Origin of the sequence: Streptomyces sp. NPDC015220 (assembly GCF_043079345.1) — a bacterium.
GTDB lineage: Bacteria > Actinomycetota > Actinomycetes > Streptomycetales > Streptomycetaceae > Streptomyces.
The window spans coordinates 25,066-39,917 of the sequence record NZ_JBIBUK010000003.1 but is presented as its reverse complement, the minus strand read 5'-3'; the positions used below and the strand labels follow the sequence as shown (position 1 = coordinate 39,917).

General features: G+C 71.0%; 14 protein-coding genes, 1 tRNA gene and 2 pseudogenes. 8 read left to right on the top strand and 9 right to left on the bottom strand.

Annotated features, from left to right (window positions below):
• Positions 1–41: 41 nt before the first annotated feature.
• A complete protein-coding gene (locus ACF061_RS09335; protein WP_392266224.1) occupies positions 42–650 on the top strand; it encodes a hypothetical protein in 609 nt (202 codons plus the stop codon).
• Between the two features lie 276 nt (positions 651–926).
• Here the strand turns inward: ACF061_RS09335 and ACF061_RS09330 are convergent, their stop codons facing one another.
• The 3 genes from ACF061_RS09330 to ACF061_RS09320 all read right to left on the bottom strand — a co-directional run bounded on the left by ACF061_RS09330 (position 927) and on the right by ACF061_RS09320 (position 3,985).
• Entirely contained in the window at positions 927–1,892 is a 966-nt protein-coding gene (locus ACF061_RS09330) for a DUF5926 family protein (RefSeq protein ID WP_392266223.1), read from the bottom strand.
• 455 nt (positions 1,893–2,347) lie between these two features.
• Positions 2,348–2,899, bottom strand: a complete 552-nt coding sequence (locus ACF061_RS09325; RefSeq protein ID WP_392266222.1) for an ATP-binding protein — start codon at positions 2,897–2,899, stop codon at positions 2,348–2,350.
• A gap of 258 nt (positions 2,900–3,157) precedes the next feature.
• A complete protein-coding gene (locus tag ACF061_RS09320; protein ID WP_392266221.1) occupies positions 3,158–3,985 on the bottom strand; it encodes a glycerophosphodiester phosphodiesterase in 828 nt (275 codons plus the stop codon).
• A gap of 260 nt (positions 3,986–4,245) precedes the next feature.
• On the opposite strand from ACF061_RS09320, the gene ACF061_RS09315 reads away from it, so the two are divergent.
• Positions 4,246–5,754, top strand: a complete 1,509-nt coding sequence (locus ACF061_RS09315; RefSeq protein ID WP_392266220.1) for a S1C family serine protease — start codon at positions 4,246–4,248, stop codon at positions 5,752–5,754.
• A 185-nt stretch (positions 5,755–5,939) separates the two neighbouring features.
• On the opposite strand, the gene ACF061_RS09310 is transcribed toward ACF061_RS09315, so the two are convergent.
• The 4 genes from ACF061_RS09310 to ACF061_RS09295 all read right to left on the bottom strand — a co-directional run bounded on the left by ACF061_RS09310 (position 5,940) and on the right by ACF061_RS09295 (position 8,838).
• Positions 5,940–6,773, bottom strand: coding sequence for an HAD family hydrolase (locus ACF061_RS09310; RefSeq protein ID WP_392266219.1), 834 nt, complete (start codon positions 6,771–6,773; stop codon positions 5,940–5,942).
• A complete protein-coding gene (locus ACF061_RS09305; protein ID WP_392266218.1) occupies positions 6,770–7,228 on the bottom strand; it encodes a hypothetical protein in 459 nt (152 codons plus the stop codon). The genes ACF061_RS09310 and ACF061_RS09305 overlap by 4 nt, the downstream gene beginning before the upstream one ends.
• A 180-nt stretch (positions 7,229–7,408) precedes the next feature.
• A complete protein-coding gene (locus ACF061_RS09300; RefSeq protein WP_392266217.1) occupies positions 7,409–8,143 on the bottom strand; it encodes an SDR family oxidoreductase in 735 nt (244 codons plus the stop codon).
• Positions 8,140–8,838 carry a phosphoribosylaminoimidazolesuccinocarboxamide synthase gene (locus tag ACF061_RS09295; RefSeq protein WP_392266216.1) on the bottom strand — a complete coding sequence of 233 codons (699 nt, stop codon included), beginning with the start codon at positions 8,836–8,838 and terminating at the stop codon, positions 8,140–8,142. Before ACF061_RS09295 ends, ACF061_RS09300 begins: the two co-directional genes overlap by 4 nt.
• Before the next feature lie 186 nt (positions 8,839–9,024).
• Here ACF061_RS09295 and ACF061_RS09290 point away from each other — a divergent pair, with 186 nt between their 5' ends.
• The 6 genes from ACF061_RS09290 to ACF061_RS09265 all read left to right on the top strand — a co-directional run bounded on the left by ACF061_RS09290 (position 9,025) and on the right by ACF061_RS09265 (position 13,966).
• Positions 9,025–9,420 carry a hypothetical protein gene (locus ACF061_RS09290; protein ID WP_392266215.1) on the top strand — a complete coding sequence of 132 codons (396 nt, stop codon included), beginning with the start codon at positions 9,025–9,027 and terminating at the stop codon, positions 9,418–9,420.
• 43 nt (positions 9,421–9,463) lie between these two features.
• On the top strand, positions 9,464–10,000 hold the full coding sequence (gene folE / locus ACF061_RS09285) for a GTP cyclohydrolase I (RefSeq protein ID WP_392266214.1): 537 nt from the start codon (positions 9,464–9,466) through the stop codon (positions 9,998–10,000).
• A gap of 115 nt (positions 10,001–10,115) precedes the next feature.
• Positions 10,116–10,733, top strand: coding sequence for an NUDIX hydrolase (locus ACF061_RS09280; protein WP_392266213.1), 618 nt, complete (start codon positions 10,116–10,118; stop codon positions 10,731–10,733).
• Between the two features lie 118 nt (positions 10,734–10,851).
• Entirely contained in the window at positions 10,852–12,420 is a 1,569-nt protein-coding gene (locus ACF061_RS09275; RefSeq protein WP_392266212.1) for an MFS transporter, read from the top strand.
• A gap of 319 nt (positions 12,421–12,739) precedes the next feature.
• Positions 12,740–13,498, top strand: coding sequence for a BTAD domain-containing putative transcriptional regulator (locus ACF061_RS09270; RefSeq protein WP_392266625.1), 759 nt, complete (start codon positions 12,740–12,742; stop codon positions 13,496–13,498).
• Between the two features lie 383 nt (positions 13,499–13,881).
• Positions 13,882–13,966, top strand: a tRNA-Ser gene (locus ACF061_RS09265).
• A 152-nt stretch (positions 13,967–14,118) separates the two neighbouring features.
• Here the strand turns inward: ACF061_RS09265 and ACF061_RS09260 are convergent.
• Positions 14,119–14,235 (bottom strand): annotated as a pseudogene (locus ACF061_RS09260) (GntR family transcriptional regulator); the annotation flags it as partial.
• A 50-nt stretch (positions 14,236–14,285) separates the two neighbouring features.
• A pseudogene (locus ACF061_RS09255) lies at positions 14,286–14,486 on the bottom strand (DNA primase); the annotation flags it as partial.
• Positions 14,487–14,852: the final 366 nt, after the last annotated feature.

The window sequence follows — 14,852 nt, the reverse complement described above, 5'->3', positions numbered from 1 at the left end:
GCGTGAACCAGGGTGCCCGTTCTGGTCGTTATCGTCCCCTCATGCTGCGTCAGTCCGAGGAACACGGAGGCCGCTCGCCGCTGCGCGGCGGGCCGGACCCCCGACGAGTCCGCCTGCTCGCCCTCGCCGGCGTCGTGGCGTGCGCCGCCGTGCTGCCGCTGACCGTGGCGTCCGCGGGTCAGGTGGGCGACCAGGACCCCGCGCCCGCACGGTCCGCCGTGCGCTCCCCGCCGCTCGGCGACGACGGGGCGCCCCCGGCCGCGCCGCGTCGCTCCACCCCGCTGCTGCTCGGCCTGGGGCTGGCCACCGCCGCCCGCTGCGGCCCGGAGGTCGCCTCGCCGGAGGGCGTGGAGGCGCAGACCTGTGTGCTGAGCCAGGGCGAGGAGACCTGGGCGCGCGCCTACTACCGCAACGCGACCGGCGAGCCCCTGGACGCCGCCCTGACCCTCATGGGTCCCGGCGACCGCACCGTACGGGCGCGCTGTGCGCCTCAGAGCGACGACGAACCCCAGACCTGCGAGACACCCCGCGAACACACCCGAGGAGCGCCGGCCGGCTACACGGCCGTCGCGGAGTTCGCCCGGCCGGGCGGACAGGGCTCGCTGCTTCTCCGCTCGGGCAGCAACTCACCTGCATCGCAGGGCAGTTGACGGGCGGTTGATGCGGCGCTGCGCTCGGTGAGCGACTGCGCGCATGAAAAGACCCGGTTGCTGGCGACGGGGGATGCACCAGCAACCGGGCTAATGGCACCGTAACAAGAGATCGGCGGTTCGCAAATTCGATCTCGGCTTTCCGGTCACCGCGGAGGTGGCCTTTCCGGACACCGACTCGCCTGGGCAGGTGGGGGAGTTGTGACTGGAGTCACTTGTTCCGCGGGGCGGGGTCCGGCTGACCGGTCGGTCAGCCGGACCTCTGGAACCGACCGGTCAGCTGAGGGTGACCTGCCGGTTGGTCAGGCCGCCGCGGGCCCGCCGCTCGTCCGGGGTCAGCGGCGCGTCGGCGGCCAGTGCGGCGGCCAGCCGCTCGGCGAACTCGGCGGCCGGCTTCTCCACGTCCTGGGCGCCGACCTCGCTGGGCAGGTCCCAGACCGGCACGGTCAGGCCGTGGGCGCGGAAGGAGCCGACGAGGCGGGTGCCCTCGCCGAGACCGGACCGGCCCGCGGCGTGCAGCCGCGCGAGAGCGTCCAGCAGGTCCTCCTCCGGGTGCGGCATGACCCAGCGCAGGTGGTTCTTCTCCGGGGTCCGGCACCAGTAGGCCGCGTCGACGCCCTCCAGGCGGACGGTCGGGATGGCCGCGGCGTTGGCGCGCTCCAGGGAGGCGGTGACCTCCGGCGTCGCGTGCTCCGCGTCCGGGACCCAGAACTCGAAGCCCTCGTGCACCACCGGCTCGAAGGAGGACTCGGGGTCGAGCAGGTCCTGCAGCCGCGGCCCCTCGGCCGGAGCGCGGCGGCCCTGCACCGGAGTGCCGGGTTCGGCCTCCAGCGCGCGCTGGAGGGTGTCGGCGAGGTCGCGGCTGATGTCACCGGAGGGCGTGTCGTTCTGCAGGCCGATCAGCACCGAGCCGTCGTCGCGGCGCAGCGCCGGCCAGGCCATCGGCAGCACCGTGGCGAGGGTGACCGACGGGACTCCCTCGGGCAGGGCCTCCCTGAGCGTCAGCTCCACGGTCGCGGCGGGGACGAGCTCGCGCAGCGCCACCCAGTCGCACTCGCCGGGAAGCCCCTCGAACGGCCGTTGCACCAGCTCGGTCACCGCGTGCGCGGCGGCCCGGCCGTGGCAGGCCTTGTAGCGCCGGCCGCTGCCACAGGGGCACGGCTCGCGGGCGCCGACCACCGGGATCTCTCCGTCCGTGAGCTGCGGGCGCTTGGCCTTCGTCTGGGGTCGCTTCTTGGCCATCTGGGTGTCTCCCGGTTACGGCTCGTCTCGTACGGGCGGGAGCCTAGTCGTTCACACCGTCGACGACGGGAAGCTGTGGACAACACCGGGAATGTGGATACCGGAATCACGGAGTGAGGGGACACGCGAGTCACGGGGAAGGAGGTGCGGTGGTCGCCGGGAACGGGCGGACGGGCGAGGCGGCGGCGGACGCCGTGGCGAGGGACGGCGCCGAAGCGGCCCGCGGTGGGGAGCCGTCGCGCCGCGCGGGCGGCATGCGCGCGGACACATGGACGTACCCCGCCCGAAGCCCTGCCGGAGGCGGGCGCGTCCGGTGGTGCGGACACCGCGTGCTCGGGCGCGCCCGTCGGACGCGACGTGCGCTGGGCCGCCCGGTGGTGCGGACGCGACGTGCGCGGGGCCGCCCCGTGGTGCGGACGCCACGCCACCGGGCGCGCCCGGTGGCGTGCGCCGCGTCAGTCGAGGTCGTCGAAGGCGTCCGCGAAGCTCAGCTCGGGCAGCGCCGCCACCGGCGGGGCGGTGATCCGGGCGGCGAAGTCGTCGCGGCGGTGACCGGCGTCCGGGTCGTGCACGTCGTCGTGGACCACCACCCACACGGTGACCTCGCCGCGGACGTCGTCCCGCACCCCCCAGTCGTCGCAGAGCGCGGAGATGATGTTCAGCCCGCGGCCGCCGTGCGCCGAGACCGAAGGGGTGGCCGGGGCCGGCCGGGTCGGGCCGCCGCCGTCCGTCACCTCGACGACCAGCCGGCCGCACGCGTCCACGCGCCAGGCGGCCCGGACGTCGCCGTCGCCGGCCAGGGCGCCGTCCAGCGGCCGGCCGTGCCGACAGGCGTTGCTCAATAGTTCGGAAAGGATCAGTACGGCGTCGTCGATGACCGATTCCGCCACACCACCCCTGCGCAGCTGATCGCGCATCCGGTGCCTTGCTTCCCCCACGCCCGCAGGGCCATGGGGTACGGCCATGCTCGACGACGTGGGCACCTCCTGTGCCACCACCAACGCCACCCCCGAGACCTCCTTCGCCCCACGCCACGGTGTGGATGCCCCATTGGCCTGAACCGGAAACCGGACCCTCCACGGCCGACGACGCACTCACGACGATCGAACACGCACCGAACGCGCCGGAGCACTCCCCGTCATCGCATGGCTGGAACTTTTCGGTGTGGCCGAAATTGGAGGATTGCCTCAGCCGACCGTCCCGGTCAAGGCCCGCAACCGATCGGCGGCCGATCAGTGGCCCGCCCGTTGCCGACGGGCGGCCGGTCAGCGGCCGAGCCGGCGCAGCACCGCGAGCGGACGGTTGGTGATGATGGCGTCGACACCCAGCTCGACGCAGAGATCGACGTCCTCGGGTTCGTTCACTGTCCACACATGCACCTGGTGACCGGTCCGCCTCAGCCGCTCGACGTACGCCGGATGGCCGCGCACGATGCGGATCGACGGGCCGGCGATCGGGACCCCCACCGGCAGCCGCCCGTCGCGGAGCCGGGGCGAGACGAACTGCATCAGATAGACCGTCGGCAGCGTCGGCGAGGCCGCCCGCACCCGGTGCAGCGAGCGCGCCGAGAAGCTCATCACACGCACCGGCGACTCGGCCGCGGTGGCCGGGGCGTCCAGGCCGAACCGGTTCAGGAGCGCCAGCAGCCGCTCCTCGACCTGTCCGGCCCACCGGGTGGGGTGCTTGGTCTCGATGGCGAGCTCCACCCGCCGCCCGGCGTCGGCGACGAGTTCGAGCAGCCGCTCCAGGGTGAGGACGGAGGTGTCCTCGGGGTCCTCGGGCCGCACCTCCCAGTCCGGCTCCTCGTCCCGGCCCCGCCAGGAGGCCCGGGTCCGCCACGCGCCGAAGTCCAGGGCGGCGAGATCGGCCAGCTCCAGGGCCGATACCGCGCCGCGGCCGTTCGACGTACGGTTGACGCGGCGGTCGTGCACGCACACGAGATGACCGTCGGCGGTCAGGCGCACATCGCACTCGAGAGCGTCCGCGCCGTCCTCGATCGCCTTCCGGTAGGCGGCCAGCGTGTGCTCCGGGGCCGCCTCGGAGGCTCCGCGGTGGGCGACGACTTGAGGGTGGTCCTGCCGTGCGTGGGTCACCGCGTCATGGTGCCACCGCGGCGGGGTACGCGGTGCGGCGACCGGGTGGCGATGATATGTCCCTTTCATGCGGGATGACCTGTAATAAGGAATGGTGTCGGACCCACAGCGACGGCTTATGGTGCTCTGACGGCCCGTGGGAAAAGCTGACGACATACAGATGTCCGTGCACAGCTGAAGCACGCCGGGTCGTCGGCAGGCGTGAGCGAGCGTGACCGAGTGCGACCGACAACAACAGCCGTGGATCGAGGAGAAGAGCTGTGAGCACCGAGAACGAGGGCAACGAGGTACCCCCGGCCCCGTCCGCACCCCCCGTGCCGGTGGAACCTTCCGCAGCTTCCCCGCAGCCGCCCGCCCCGCAGAGCGCTCCCACGCCCCCGCCCCCCAGCACGCCCCCGCACCTGTCGGGCGCCCCGCGGCAGGAGGCGCCGGCCGGCCGGCCCGGCGCCGGTCCCCAGGCCGGAGTCCCCGCGGGGGCCCCCGGCGGAGCCGACGCTCCCGTCCCGGGCTACGGCAGTTCGCCGGCCGACGGCTCCTGGCCGCCCCCGCCCCCCGTCACGCCCGCGTACGCGGACGGCGGCCCCGGCGCGGGTTCCGGTGCCGGCTCCGGCTGGGGAGCGACGTACCAGGAGCCCGCGCCGAAGCCGCGCGGCCGCCGTGGCGGCCTGGTCGCCGCGGTCCTGGTGGCCGCGCTGGTCGCCGGCGGCCTGGGCGGCGGCCTCGGCTACACCCTGGCCAAGAACGACGACAGCGGCTCCACCACGGTCGCCGCCTCCGACACCGGCGCCTCGCAGGTCAAGCGCGACCCGAACTCCGTCGCGGGCGTGGCCGCCAAGGCGCTGCCGAGCACAGTCACCATCGAGGCCGAGAGCACCAACGGCCAGGGCGGCACCGGCACCGGCTTCGTGTTCGACACCCAGGGTCACATCGTCACCAACAACCACGTGGTCGCCGATGCCGTCGACGGCGGCAAGCTCACCGCCACGTTCCCCAGCGGCAAGAAGTACGACGCCGAGATCGTCGGCCACGCCCAGGGCTACGACGTCGCCGTCATCAAGCTGAAGAACGCCCCCTCGGACCTGAAGCCGCTCGCCCTCGGCGATTCCGACAAGGTCGCCGTCGGCGACGAGACCATCGCCATCGGCGCGCCCTTCGGGCTGTCGAACACGGTGACGACGGGCATCATCAGCGCCAAGAACCGCCCCGTGGCCTCCAGCGACGGCAGCGCCGAGAGCAAGGCGTCCTACATGAGCGCCCTGCAGACGGACGCCTCCATCAATCCGGGCAACTCCGGCGGCCCGCTCCTCGACGAGCGAGGAGCCGTCATCGGCATCAACTCGGCGATCCAGTCCTCGAGCAGCGGTGGCCTCGGCAGCTCCGGTCAGTCCGGTTCGATCGGCCTGGGCTTCGCCATCCCGATCAACCAGGCCAAGTACGTCGCCCAGCAGCTCATCAAGACCGGCAAGCCGGTCTACGCGAAGATCGGCGCGTCGGTCTCCCTGGAGGAGAGCTCGGGCGGTGCGAAGATCACCGACCAGGGCGTCGGCGGAGCGGCGTCGGTCGAGTCGGGCGGCCCCGCGGCCAAGGCCGGCCTGAAGGCCGGTGACGTCATCACCAAGCTCGACGGCACGGTGATCGACTCCGGCCCCACCCTCATCGGTGAGATCTGGACCCACAAGCCGGGCGACAAGGTCACGGTCACCTACAAGCGCGGTGGCGGCGAGCACACCACCCAGGTCACGCTCGGCTCCCGCGCCGGCGACAACTGACCCCACGCGCGCCTGCCGGGCCGCCGCTCCCGTCCGGGAGGGGCCTCCCGGAACCGTGCCGCCCCTCCCCCGCGGGGAGGCGGCCCGGGGAGGTGGCCGTCGTCCCCCTCGGTCCCGTCCGGCACACCGCGGACGCTTCGGTTCGGCCGGGACGCGGGCCGGCCCGCGGGTCGCGGCGGTGCCCCTTACCGTCCGGAGCGCGGCAGTTCACTGTCCGCGCCGCACACCATCGCGAGAAGGTCCGCCACTCCTTCCTCGTCGTTGCTCGGCAGGATGAGATCGGCGGCACGGCGCACGTCGCGGTGCGCGTTGGCCACCGCGGCGGCGAGCCCGGCGGCGCGCAGCATCGGCAGGTCGTTCGGCATGTCCCCGACGGCGACCGTGGCGGTGAGCCGCAGTCGGTGGTGAGCGGCCAGCCAGCGCAGCGACGTGCCCTTGTCCACCCCGTCCAGGGACATCTCCAGGAAGTACGGGGTGGAACAGGTGGCCGCGAGCCCGTCACCGGGATCGACGAGCACGTCGGCGAGCGCGTGGGCCGGTATGGCGGGGTGAACGGCCAGAATCTTCACCACCCGGTCGTCCGAGGCCGGGCCCGCGACCGCGTCGGGGACGACTTCGTGCGGCCAGCAGTCGGGAACCAGAGCGGCGAAGCCCTCCTCCAGGAAGAGGCCCCGGAGCGTGTCCACTCCCAGAACGACGTCCGGCAGCCGCCCCCGCAGCCGCCGCAGCACGAAGCCGGCCCGGTCTCCGGCGAAGCCCCGGCACATCAGGACCCGGCCGCTGGGCACCTCGGCGATGACCGCCCCGTTGCTGCAGCCCATCAGCCCCGCCGAGCCGAGTTCGCGGCTGACGGCCAGGGCGTCGCGCAGCGGTCTGCCCGTCACGCACACGACCGGTACGCGGCAGGCGGCCGCCCCGTCGAGAGCCCTGCGGGTCACCGGTCCGACGGCGCCCGCGCTGTTGAGGAGCGTGCCGTCGAGATCGGCGCAGACCAGCCGGGCACGGTCCGGTGCGGTCACGGGCCGATCCGCTCGGTGCGGCCGAGCCCGCCGGCGACGGGTATCCGCAGTCTGAGCCGGGTGGCCCTGCTTCCCGCCAGCCGCAGCTCGACCCGGCCCGTCCGCTCCAGACGCTGTTCGGCGGGCGCCTGGATCAGCGCGATCCAGATCCAGTTGCTGTCCGTGTCCAGCAGCCAGGGGATCGCGCCGGGCGAGGCGTCCACCGGTGGACCGGCACGCCTGGCCGGGGGGACGATCCCGACGAGGATCGGAGGGATGTCGAGGATGTCCACGTCGACGGGGCGTCCGCTGCGGTCCAGCGAGATCCACACCCGCGACGAGAAACTGACCTGGGTGTCATGGGACGGCGGGACGTCCGGCGCGACCTCGTCGGCCGCGACGTGGAGCAGGCCCACCCCGAGGTCCCAACTGACGCTGGTCCGTGTACCGGTGCCGGTGATCGTGTGCTCGCTCATGCCCTTCCTTCCGGGCGGCGCCGTGCCCGGGCCCGCCCTCGCCTCGTGAGCGAAGCCGTGCGGCGGCACACGGCGTGCGCCAAGGGTCCGAGGGGTGCGCGGTCGGCGGACGCCGACCGCTGGACGATTGCCGGTGCTGTGACCGGAACGGTGAGCCGGTGAACCCTTCCGGCCGCGGCGCTAGACGGCCTGGAGCCGGTCGAGACCGTGCAGGGCCGGGCAGTCGGTGATGCGCGCCGGTCTGAGTTCGATCTCGCCGACCGCGGTGTCCTCCGGTGCCTCCAGCACCCAGCGCACGGTCTCGGCGACCGAGGAGACGGCCATCTTCAGCGGGGAGTCGTCACCGGGGAGGTTGGCGATGGCTCCCGGGCTGACGAGGGTGGTGCACACGCCGTGCACGCGTTCTTCCAGCAGCAGTACCTCGGCGACCGCCTTGAGCGCCGCCTTGGTCGCGCAGTACGCGGCCCCGCCCTCGAAGAACCGGCTGCCCGCGTGACTCCCCATCAGGACGACTCGGCCCCGGCTCGCGCGCAGATGCGGCAGAGCCGCCTGGACCAGGGCGATCGCCGAGGTCAGATTGACGTCGATCGCCTCCTGCCAGCGTGCCAGGGGCAACGAGGAGAGGGCGCCGAGCGAGCGCTCGACCCCGTTGACGACCACGGCGTCCAGACCGCCGGCCGCCGTGACCGCCTGGTCCACCGCCGAACCCACTTTCTCGGGGTGCCTGAGGTCGCAGTGGACCTCTCGGAGCCAGGGCAGTCGCGCCGGTGTGCGGCTCAGCGCGCACACGTCCCAGCCCGCCGCGTTCAACGTCTCCGCGATGGCCCGGCCGGTGCCCCGGTTGGCACCGGTCAGCAGCACCGTACGCCCGGTCCGGCCGGGGGAAGCGGTGGCAGCGCCCGACGGGGCGGTCATCCGCCGATCCTTCGGACCAGACCGGACCACGCCGCGACGAGCGCGGCCTCGTCGGCGCCCTGCCGGAACAGGTCCTTGTCCAGGGGCCGACCGGATTCGTCCCGCAGCCGCATGCAGTCCGGTGATATCTCCGAGTTGATCACCGGGACACCGTCCGGGCCCACCCCGATCACCAGGCAGAAGTCCCAGAGATCGAGTGGCGCCAGCCAGCTCCGCAGGCTCTCGTTGGTCGACAGTGCGCACTGCCGGAACGCGTCGACGTCGACGCCGGTCGCCCGCAGGTAGTCCTCGCCGATGGGCTGGTCCTCCGGATCGGTCCGGTAGTCGAACTTCACCACCGGAGGATCGAAGCGGTGCCCTTCCGGGAAGAGCCCCGGGTACTTGCGAAGCGTCGATCCCGTGGCGATGTTCTTCACGATGACCTCGTACGGCGGGGCCGGGACGAAATCGGCCCGGTAGGTGATGTCCCCGAGCCGCTCCCGGAATACCGTCCGGACGCCCTTATCGGCCAGACGGGCGGCCGCCACCTCATAGAAGTCGAGACGTAACCTGGCGGTCTCTGGAAATAGCTCGTCCCGATCGTACGTATAGCTCCGAAGGCTCGGTATCAGCTCTATGTCGCAGGTTCCGTCGTCGTTTTTCCACAGCTTCTTGCTGCGGCCTTCGATGTCGGGATCCGTCAAGTGGTTCGCCATCGTCGCCTCCGGTACTCGGCTTTGTCGCCGAACTGCTCGGTGCATGGCGAAGCTACAACAGCGGGAACACGCCGGTCCACGGCCGACCGGTAAATGTACGAGATCTGTACAGGAATTGAAGCCGGCTGGGGCAACCTGTCGGAGGTACTCGATCAAGGTACCTCAGCCAGGAGGTGGCAGCAGGAGATGGGACACACCGAGCAGGGGCCGGGCGGCTGGGACATCCCGGACGAGTTGCGCGGCAAGGTGGCCGGCCGGCATTACGGAACCGCCGGCACGAAGCTGCTGTTCGAGGACGACAGAACGCGGGTCTGGCTTTTGGAGCTGGCTCCCGGAGAGGCCAGCGAATGGCATGAGCACCCGTGGGACTACGTGTTCGTGGTCGACAGTCCCGGCCAGGTGCGACTCGAGTACGAGGACGGTGAGATAGAGGACCAGGACGATTTCCTGGGGCAGGTCGTGCACCGCCGTCGTGGCAAGCCGCACCGCCTGGTCAACAGGAGCGACCACTTCTACCGGAACGTCGTCATCGAGTTCCTGGGGCAGCCGCCGCCGAAGGGCTGGCCGCAAATAGGCCAGTGAATCAGAGCAGAATTCGAGAATTCCGTCGATCAGGAGGGGTTGAATGAGCTCCATCGCAGAGTGGCTCGAGGAAAACGTCACGACCGACAAGCGCGCGCTCGACTGGTACCGGGAGCCGGAGTGCGAGCCCCGTATCGTCCGGGCGTACCGCGAACTGCTGAGCGGCTACGAGATCGACACGTCGAAGATCCTCAAGACCACCGTCGAGGTCGAGGGGGAGCACGCCGGCGTGGTCCGCGTGCACGACATCAACTACTACTCGATCTGCGCCCACCACTTCCTGCCGTTCTTCGGGAAGGTGGCGATCTCGTACGTGCCCGGTGACCGGATCCTCGGCCTGGGCAAGTTCCCGCGGCTGGTGCAGGCGTTCAGCCGCAGGTTCCAGATCCAGGAGCACCTCGTGAAGGACATCGCCGAGGAGATCATGGACTCGGGCGGCGCCCGCGCTGCGCGGGTGGTCTCCACCGGCCGTCACATGTGCATGTGCAGCAGGGGGCCGTCCGACCAGACGGCGATCACCGACACCTCCTACGTCACCGGTGACAAGGAACTGTTCACCCGGTACGGCCTGGACGCCTGACGGGCCGTCCGTTCCTCGGCACAACGGCTCCGGGTGGCAGGCGCGTCGCGCTCCTGCCACCCAGAGCCGTGTCCCCGGGCGGGAGCCCGGGCAACTCGGACGTGACAGGGGAGACATGAAACTGGACTTCCTCCCGCCGGGCGCCCTGACCGACGGTGTTCTGCACCAGTACTGCCTGCGCTGCCACAGCGATCAGGTCGAGTGGCGCACCGACGGCGGCAGGCGCCACGCCGTGTGCCGCTCCTGCGGAAGCGACGCGGAGCGTGCGCTGGTCCTGGATCCCTCGGTCCGGTGGTGGACGGACGCCGAGGGCGAGTACTGGCACGAAACGGCGGGCGTGTTCCTGTGCGACGCGCGCGGCCGACTGCTCTTCTTCGACCGCACGGCGTTCCCTTTCGGCCTGACCGTCCCCGCGGGGCATGTGGAACCCCAGGAGTCTCCGGGGGAGGCGGCGGCGCGTGAGCTGGAGGAGGAGACCGGCATCGTCTGCGGCGGTCTGGAGCACGTGGCGCGGACACCGATCCCCGGTGACGGCTGCCGCCGTGGTGCCGACGCCCATCTGTGGCACGTCTACCGGTCGGCCGACGCGGTCGAGGCGGACACCGCGGTGGAACTCGGCCCGGAAGGCACCACCGCGGTGTGGCTCACGCCGGACGAGGCGCTTGACCGCCCGCTCACGTATGCGGTGAAACACCTTCTCGCCCATTACAAAGACGTGTTCACCGCTTCCTGAGTTGGCTTGTTTGCCGCCGGGTTGGTTGACCCGGAAATCACGGCACCTAGGATCTTCTGGGGCCATCACCACGGCGCCGCTGTTCGGTGAACGCAGGAGAACGAGAGGACAGTCATCCGTGCGCATCGATGGGGCAGCGCGGGCCGGTCTGCGGGAGTGGATCGGCCTGGCGGTTCTCGCCCTGCCAACCATGCTCATCGGTATCGACATGACCGTGCTGCACCTGGCGACTCCGTACCTCAGTGAGGAATTGAATCCCAGCAGTACGGAACTGCTGTGGATCGTCGACATCTACGGATTCTTCGTCGCCGGTTTCCTCGCCACCATGGGGACGCTGGGCGACCGAATGGGCCGGCGCAGGATTTTGCTGATCGGCGCCGCCGCATTCGCCGTCGCCTCGTTGCTGGCCGCCTTCGCCTCCTCCGTCCTGATGCTCATCGCCGCGCGTGCGCTGCTGGGAATCGCCGGAGCGACGCTGATGCCGTCCACCCTTTCGCTGATCAGCAACATGTTCCGGGACGCGGGCCAACGGCGGGTCGCGATCGCCGTGTGGATGACCAATTTCAGCATCGGCGGCATGATCGGCCCGCTGATCGGCGGTGCGCTGCTGGAGCACTTCTGGTACGGCTCGGTGTTCCTGCTCGGGGTGCCGGTGGGCGTCGTACTGCTGATCTGCGGCCCGCTGCTGCTGCCGGAGTACCGCGATCCGAACGCCGGCCGACTGGACCCCGCCAGCGTCGGGCTGTCCATCGCCGTGGTGCTGCTGGTGGTCTACGGCTTCAAGCAGACGGCCCAGGAAGGTGTGCACGGGCTGCCGCTGCTGAGCGTCGCCGTGGGCCTCGCCCTGGGCGTCGTGTTCGTGCGCAGACAGCTGAGGCTGAGCGACCCCATGCTCGATCTGCGGCTCTTCTCGCGCCCGGCTTTCGGAGTGTCACTGGGCGGACAGACCATGGGGCTCTTCGTGGTGACCGGGACGCAGTTCCTGGTCCTGCAGTACCTCCAACTGGTGCTGGGGCTGTCCCCGCTGAAGGCCGGGCTCTGGGCGCTGCCCGCGATGACGGCCGGGGTGGTGGGCACGCTGCTGGCCCCTGTCGTGGCCAATCGCACGAGCCCCGGAGCCGTCATGGCGTGGGGGTTCTTCCTGTCCGTACCGGGACTCGTACTGATCACCCAGGTCGGCACGGACTCCGGACCGGCCCTGGCGGTCACCGGATTCTCCATCGCGTCCTTCGGGGTGCAGGCGGCGCTCGCGCTCACCAACGACGTGATCATCAGCAGTGCTCCGCCCGAACGCGCCGGCAATGCCTCGGGCGTGGGTGAGACGGGCGCCGAGCTGGGCAACGCTCTGGGAGTGGCGGTCGTGGGCTCCGTCGCCGCGGCCGTGTACCGCTCCCAGATGGACGGTCTTCCACGAGGCGTCAGCCCCAAACTCGCCGACGCCGCCCGTGCCACCCTGGGCGGCGCCGCCGACGTGGCCGGCCGGTTGCCCGGACGGGCCGGCGGCGAGCTGCTCACGCTCGCCCGGTCGGCGTTCACGGACGGAATGCACGTGGCGGCGCTGGTCGACGTGGGCGTCCTGCTGATCCTGGGCGCGGCGAGTCTGACCCTGCTGCGCGGACGTGCCGGACGCCGCGATCCGGAAGAGTCCGGAGCAGAGCTGCCGGACGCCGTTCCCGGCGGTCGGTAGCGCCGGCTCGTCCGGGATCAACGGCTTTCCGGCGTGGCCGCACGGACGATCTTCTGCGATTCGGTGATCTTTCGCCATTCGGTGACCTCGCTGAGTGGTGCCCTTGTTTCCTCCTTCTTCTCGGCCTGATGCCCGAAGGTCCCCTTGATGTTTTCCCCTGGGTGAGCCCTTGTGGACAGGCGTTTTATTTATCGTGCTTGGGTAGAAAAGGAGCCGAACGAAAATAATCGCTCAGGATCGCTCATGATCGCTCGGCGAGAGGAGACGGGGAGTGCAGTTCAAGATCTTCGGTTCTGTCGAGGCGTTGACGGACAGTGGGATGCCCATCAGGATCGGAGGGCCCCGCCAGAAAGTCGTACTGGCCACTCTTCTGCTGGGGTCCAATCGTGTGGTGACGGTCGATCGCCTGGTGGAATCGTCCTGGTGGAAAGAGCCTCCGCCGTCCGCGGCGGTCAACATACGCGGGCATGTGGCCGGGCTCCGCAAAATGCTCCGAAAGGCCGGGGAGTCAGTGGACCGGTTATCCACGCACAGTGGTGGATACGTTCTGGAGGTTGCCCCCGGTGAACTCGATCTCCACCTTTTCATGAACGAACTGCAAAGCGGCAGCGATGCCATGCGGGGCGGAGAGCCGGAGCGGGCGGCGGGGCACTTCGTCAGGGCCCTGCAGGTCTGGAAGGGGAACCCCCTGGAAGGGATGGCCGTGGGACCGGCCCTCCAAGGGGAGCTGGAGAGACTGGAGGAGCTCCGGCTGCTCGTCATCGAGCACTGCGCGCAGGTGCGCCTCGAAATGGGCCAGTCGGACGCCCTCGTACCGGAGCTGCGCTCCCTGACCCGGCAGCACCCGTTCCGGGAACGGCTCTGGGAAATGCTGATCATCGCCCTCCACCGCATGGGCCGGCAGGCGGACGCCCTCGCCGCCTACACGAGGGTCCGCCGCACTCTCGCGGACGAGTTGGGCATCGACCCGTCGGACCGCCTGCGGTACCTCGAGGAGCAGATCCTGCGCGGCGATCCGGACATGCGCGTCCCCGCGGTGGCCGCACAGCCGCTGGTCTGCTTCCCCCAGAGCTCGTGACCGCCGACGCCCCCCTGCCGCGCGTACGGGTGGGAAAGTCGCCATGGACCAGTGCGGGACCGCGGATCCGTGAGGAGGCCCGGCGCCCGCGATCCCCCGTCCGTTTCGGGCAGAAGTTCGATCCCCTCGCTCGCCGGCGGCCGTCAGGACCGCCCGACCCGCCGATCCGCCCCGGAAGACACCGGCCCTGATACGCCGGGCGCGATCACCGGCTCCGGGACAGAACTCACCGGGCCGACCGCGCACACGCCGGTCCGCGCACCCGACGGTGACCATGGCGAGGCCGAGGACGAGGCCGGTGGACCCCGCGTGAACCACACCCCCACGATCCGCTCCGTTCCCGGTACGCTGTACCCGCTCCGACCCTGGTGGACGGGGCAGGAGGTGGGTTGCCCGAGCGGCCTAAGGGAACGGTCTTGAAAACCGTCGTGGCGCGAGTCACCGTGGGTTCAAATCCCACACCCACCGCGTAGTAGCGGCCCCTGACCAGCACGTATGATCAGGGGCCGTTGTGCTGCGCGCCGCCCGCCCGGCACCGTGTCTCCCCGTCGTCTCCCGCTCGATCGGGCACGAAAGGGGCACGGCTCCGAAGGTTGCGAGGGCCGCGCGCCTACCGCCGGCTACCGGTTGATCGGAACCTCGTAGACGATCTCGCAGTGAGCGGCGGGCACCACGATGTCCGCGGTCCCGACGGGCCGCCCCTGGTCGCTGTAGTGCGTCCGTCGGATGTGCGTCACTCGAAGTGATCACTGGTGACGGAGGCTGCCCTGTGCCCGATTCAGGAGTGAGCTGCGTCGTGGACGCCGTGCCCGAAGCGGCCGCACTCGCCGTGGCAGGGCGGGCGGCCGGGGCCGGGGTCGTCGCGGTGCGGGGAGCGCAGGGCCGGGAGTTTCGTCCGGGAGAGGGGGATGACGGCCAGGCCGTTCTCCGCTGCTGACAGGGCGTGCGCGATGGCCAGTGTCGTGGCCTGCCGGTCGGTGGTGGCCATGCTTCATCGTCGTATGTATGTTCGAAAATGGGAAGAGCGGGGCGGGCGGCGCGCCCGGGGGCGTCGGCCCGACGGCTTTCGGCGCCCTTCCGGTGGACTCCGGCAGGAACGCTTCAGCTCTTGCGGTGACCGGGCGGGACGGCACCGTTCCGACCTTCGGCCCGGGGCCGCGGCGCCGGAAAACGTGACGGGAGGGGTTTACCGGGCCGCTCTCACGCTTGCGTGGGAATCGGGGGCTCCGGGGTGGTACACCGGCATCCGGTGGGCAACTCTGATCCCGCGACGTCGTGAGGAACCGTCCGGGCGGTCGGCCAACTGCCCGGGTGCAAGCCGTGGTTCGTGCCGCGTCGGCTCGGCCCCGCTGCT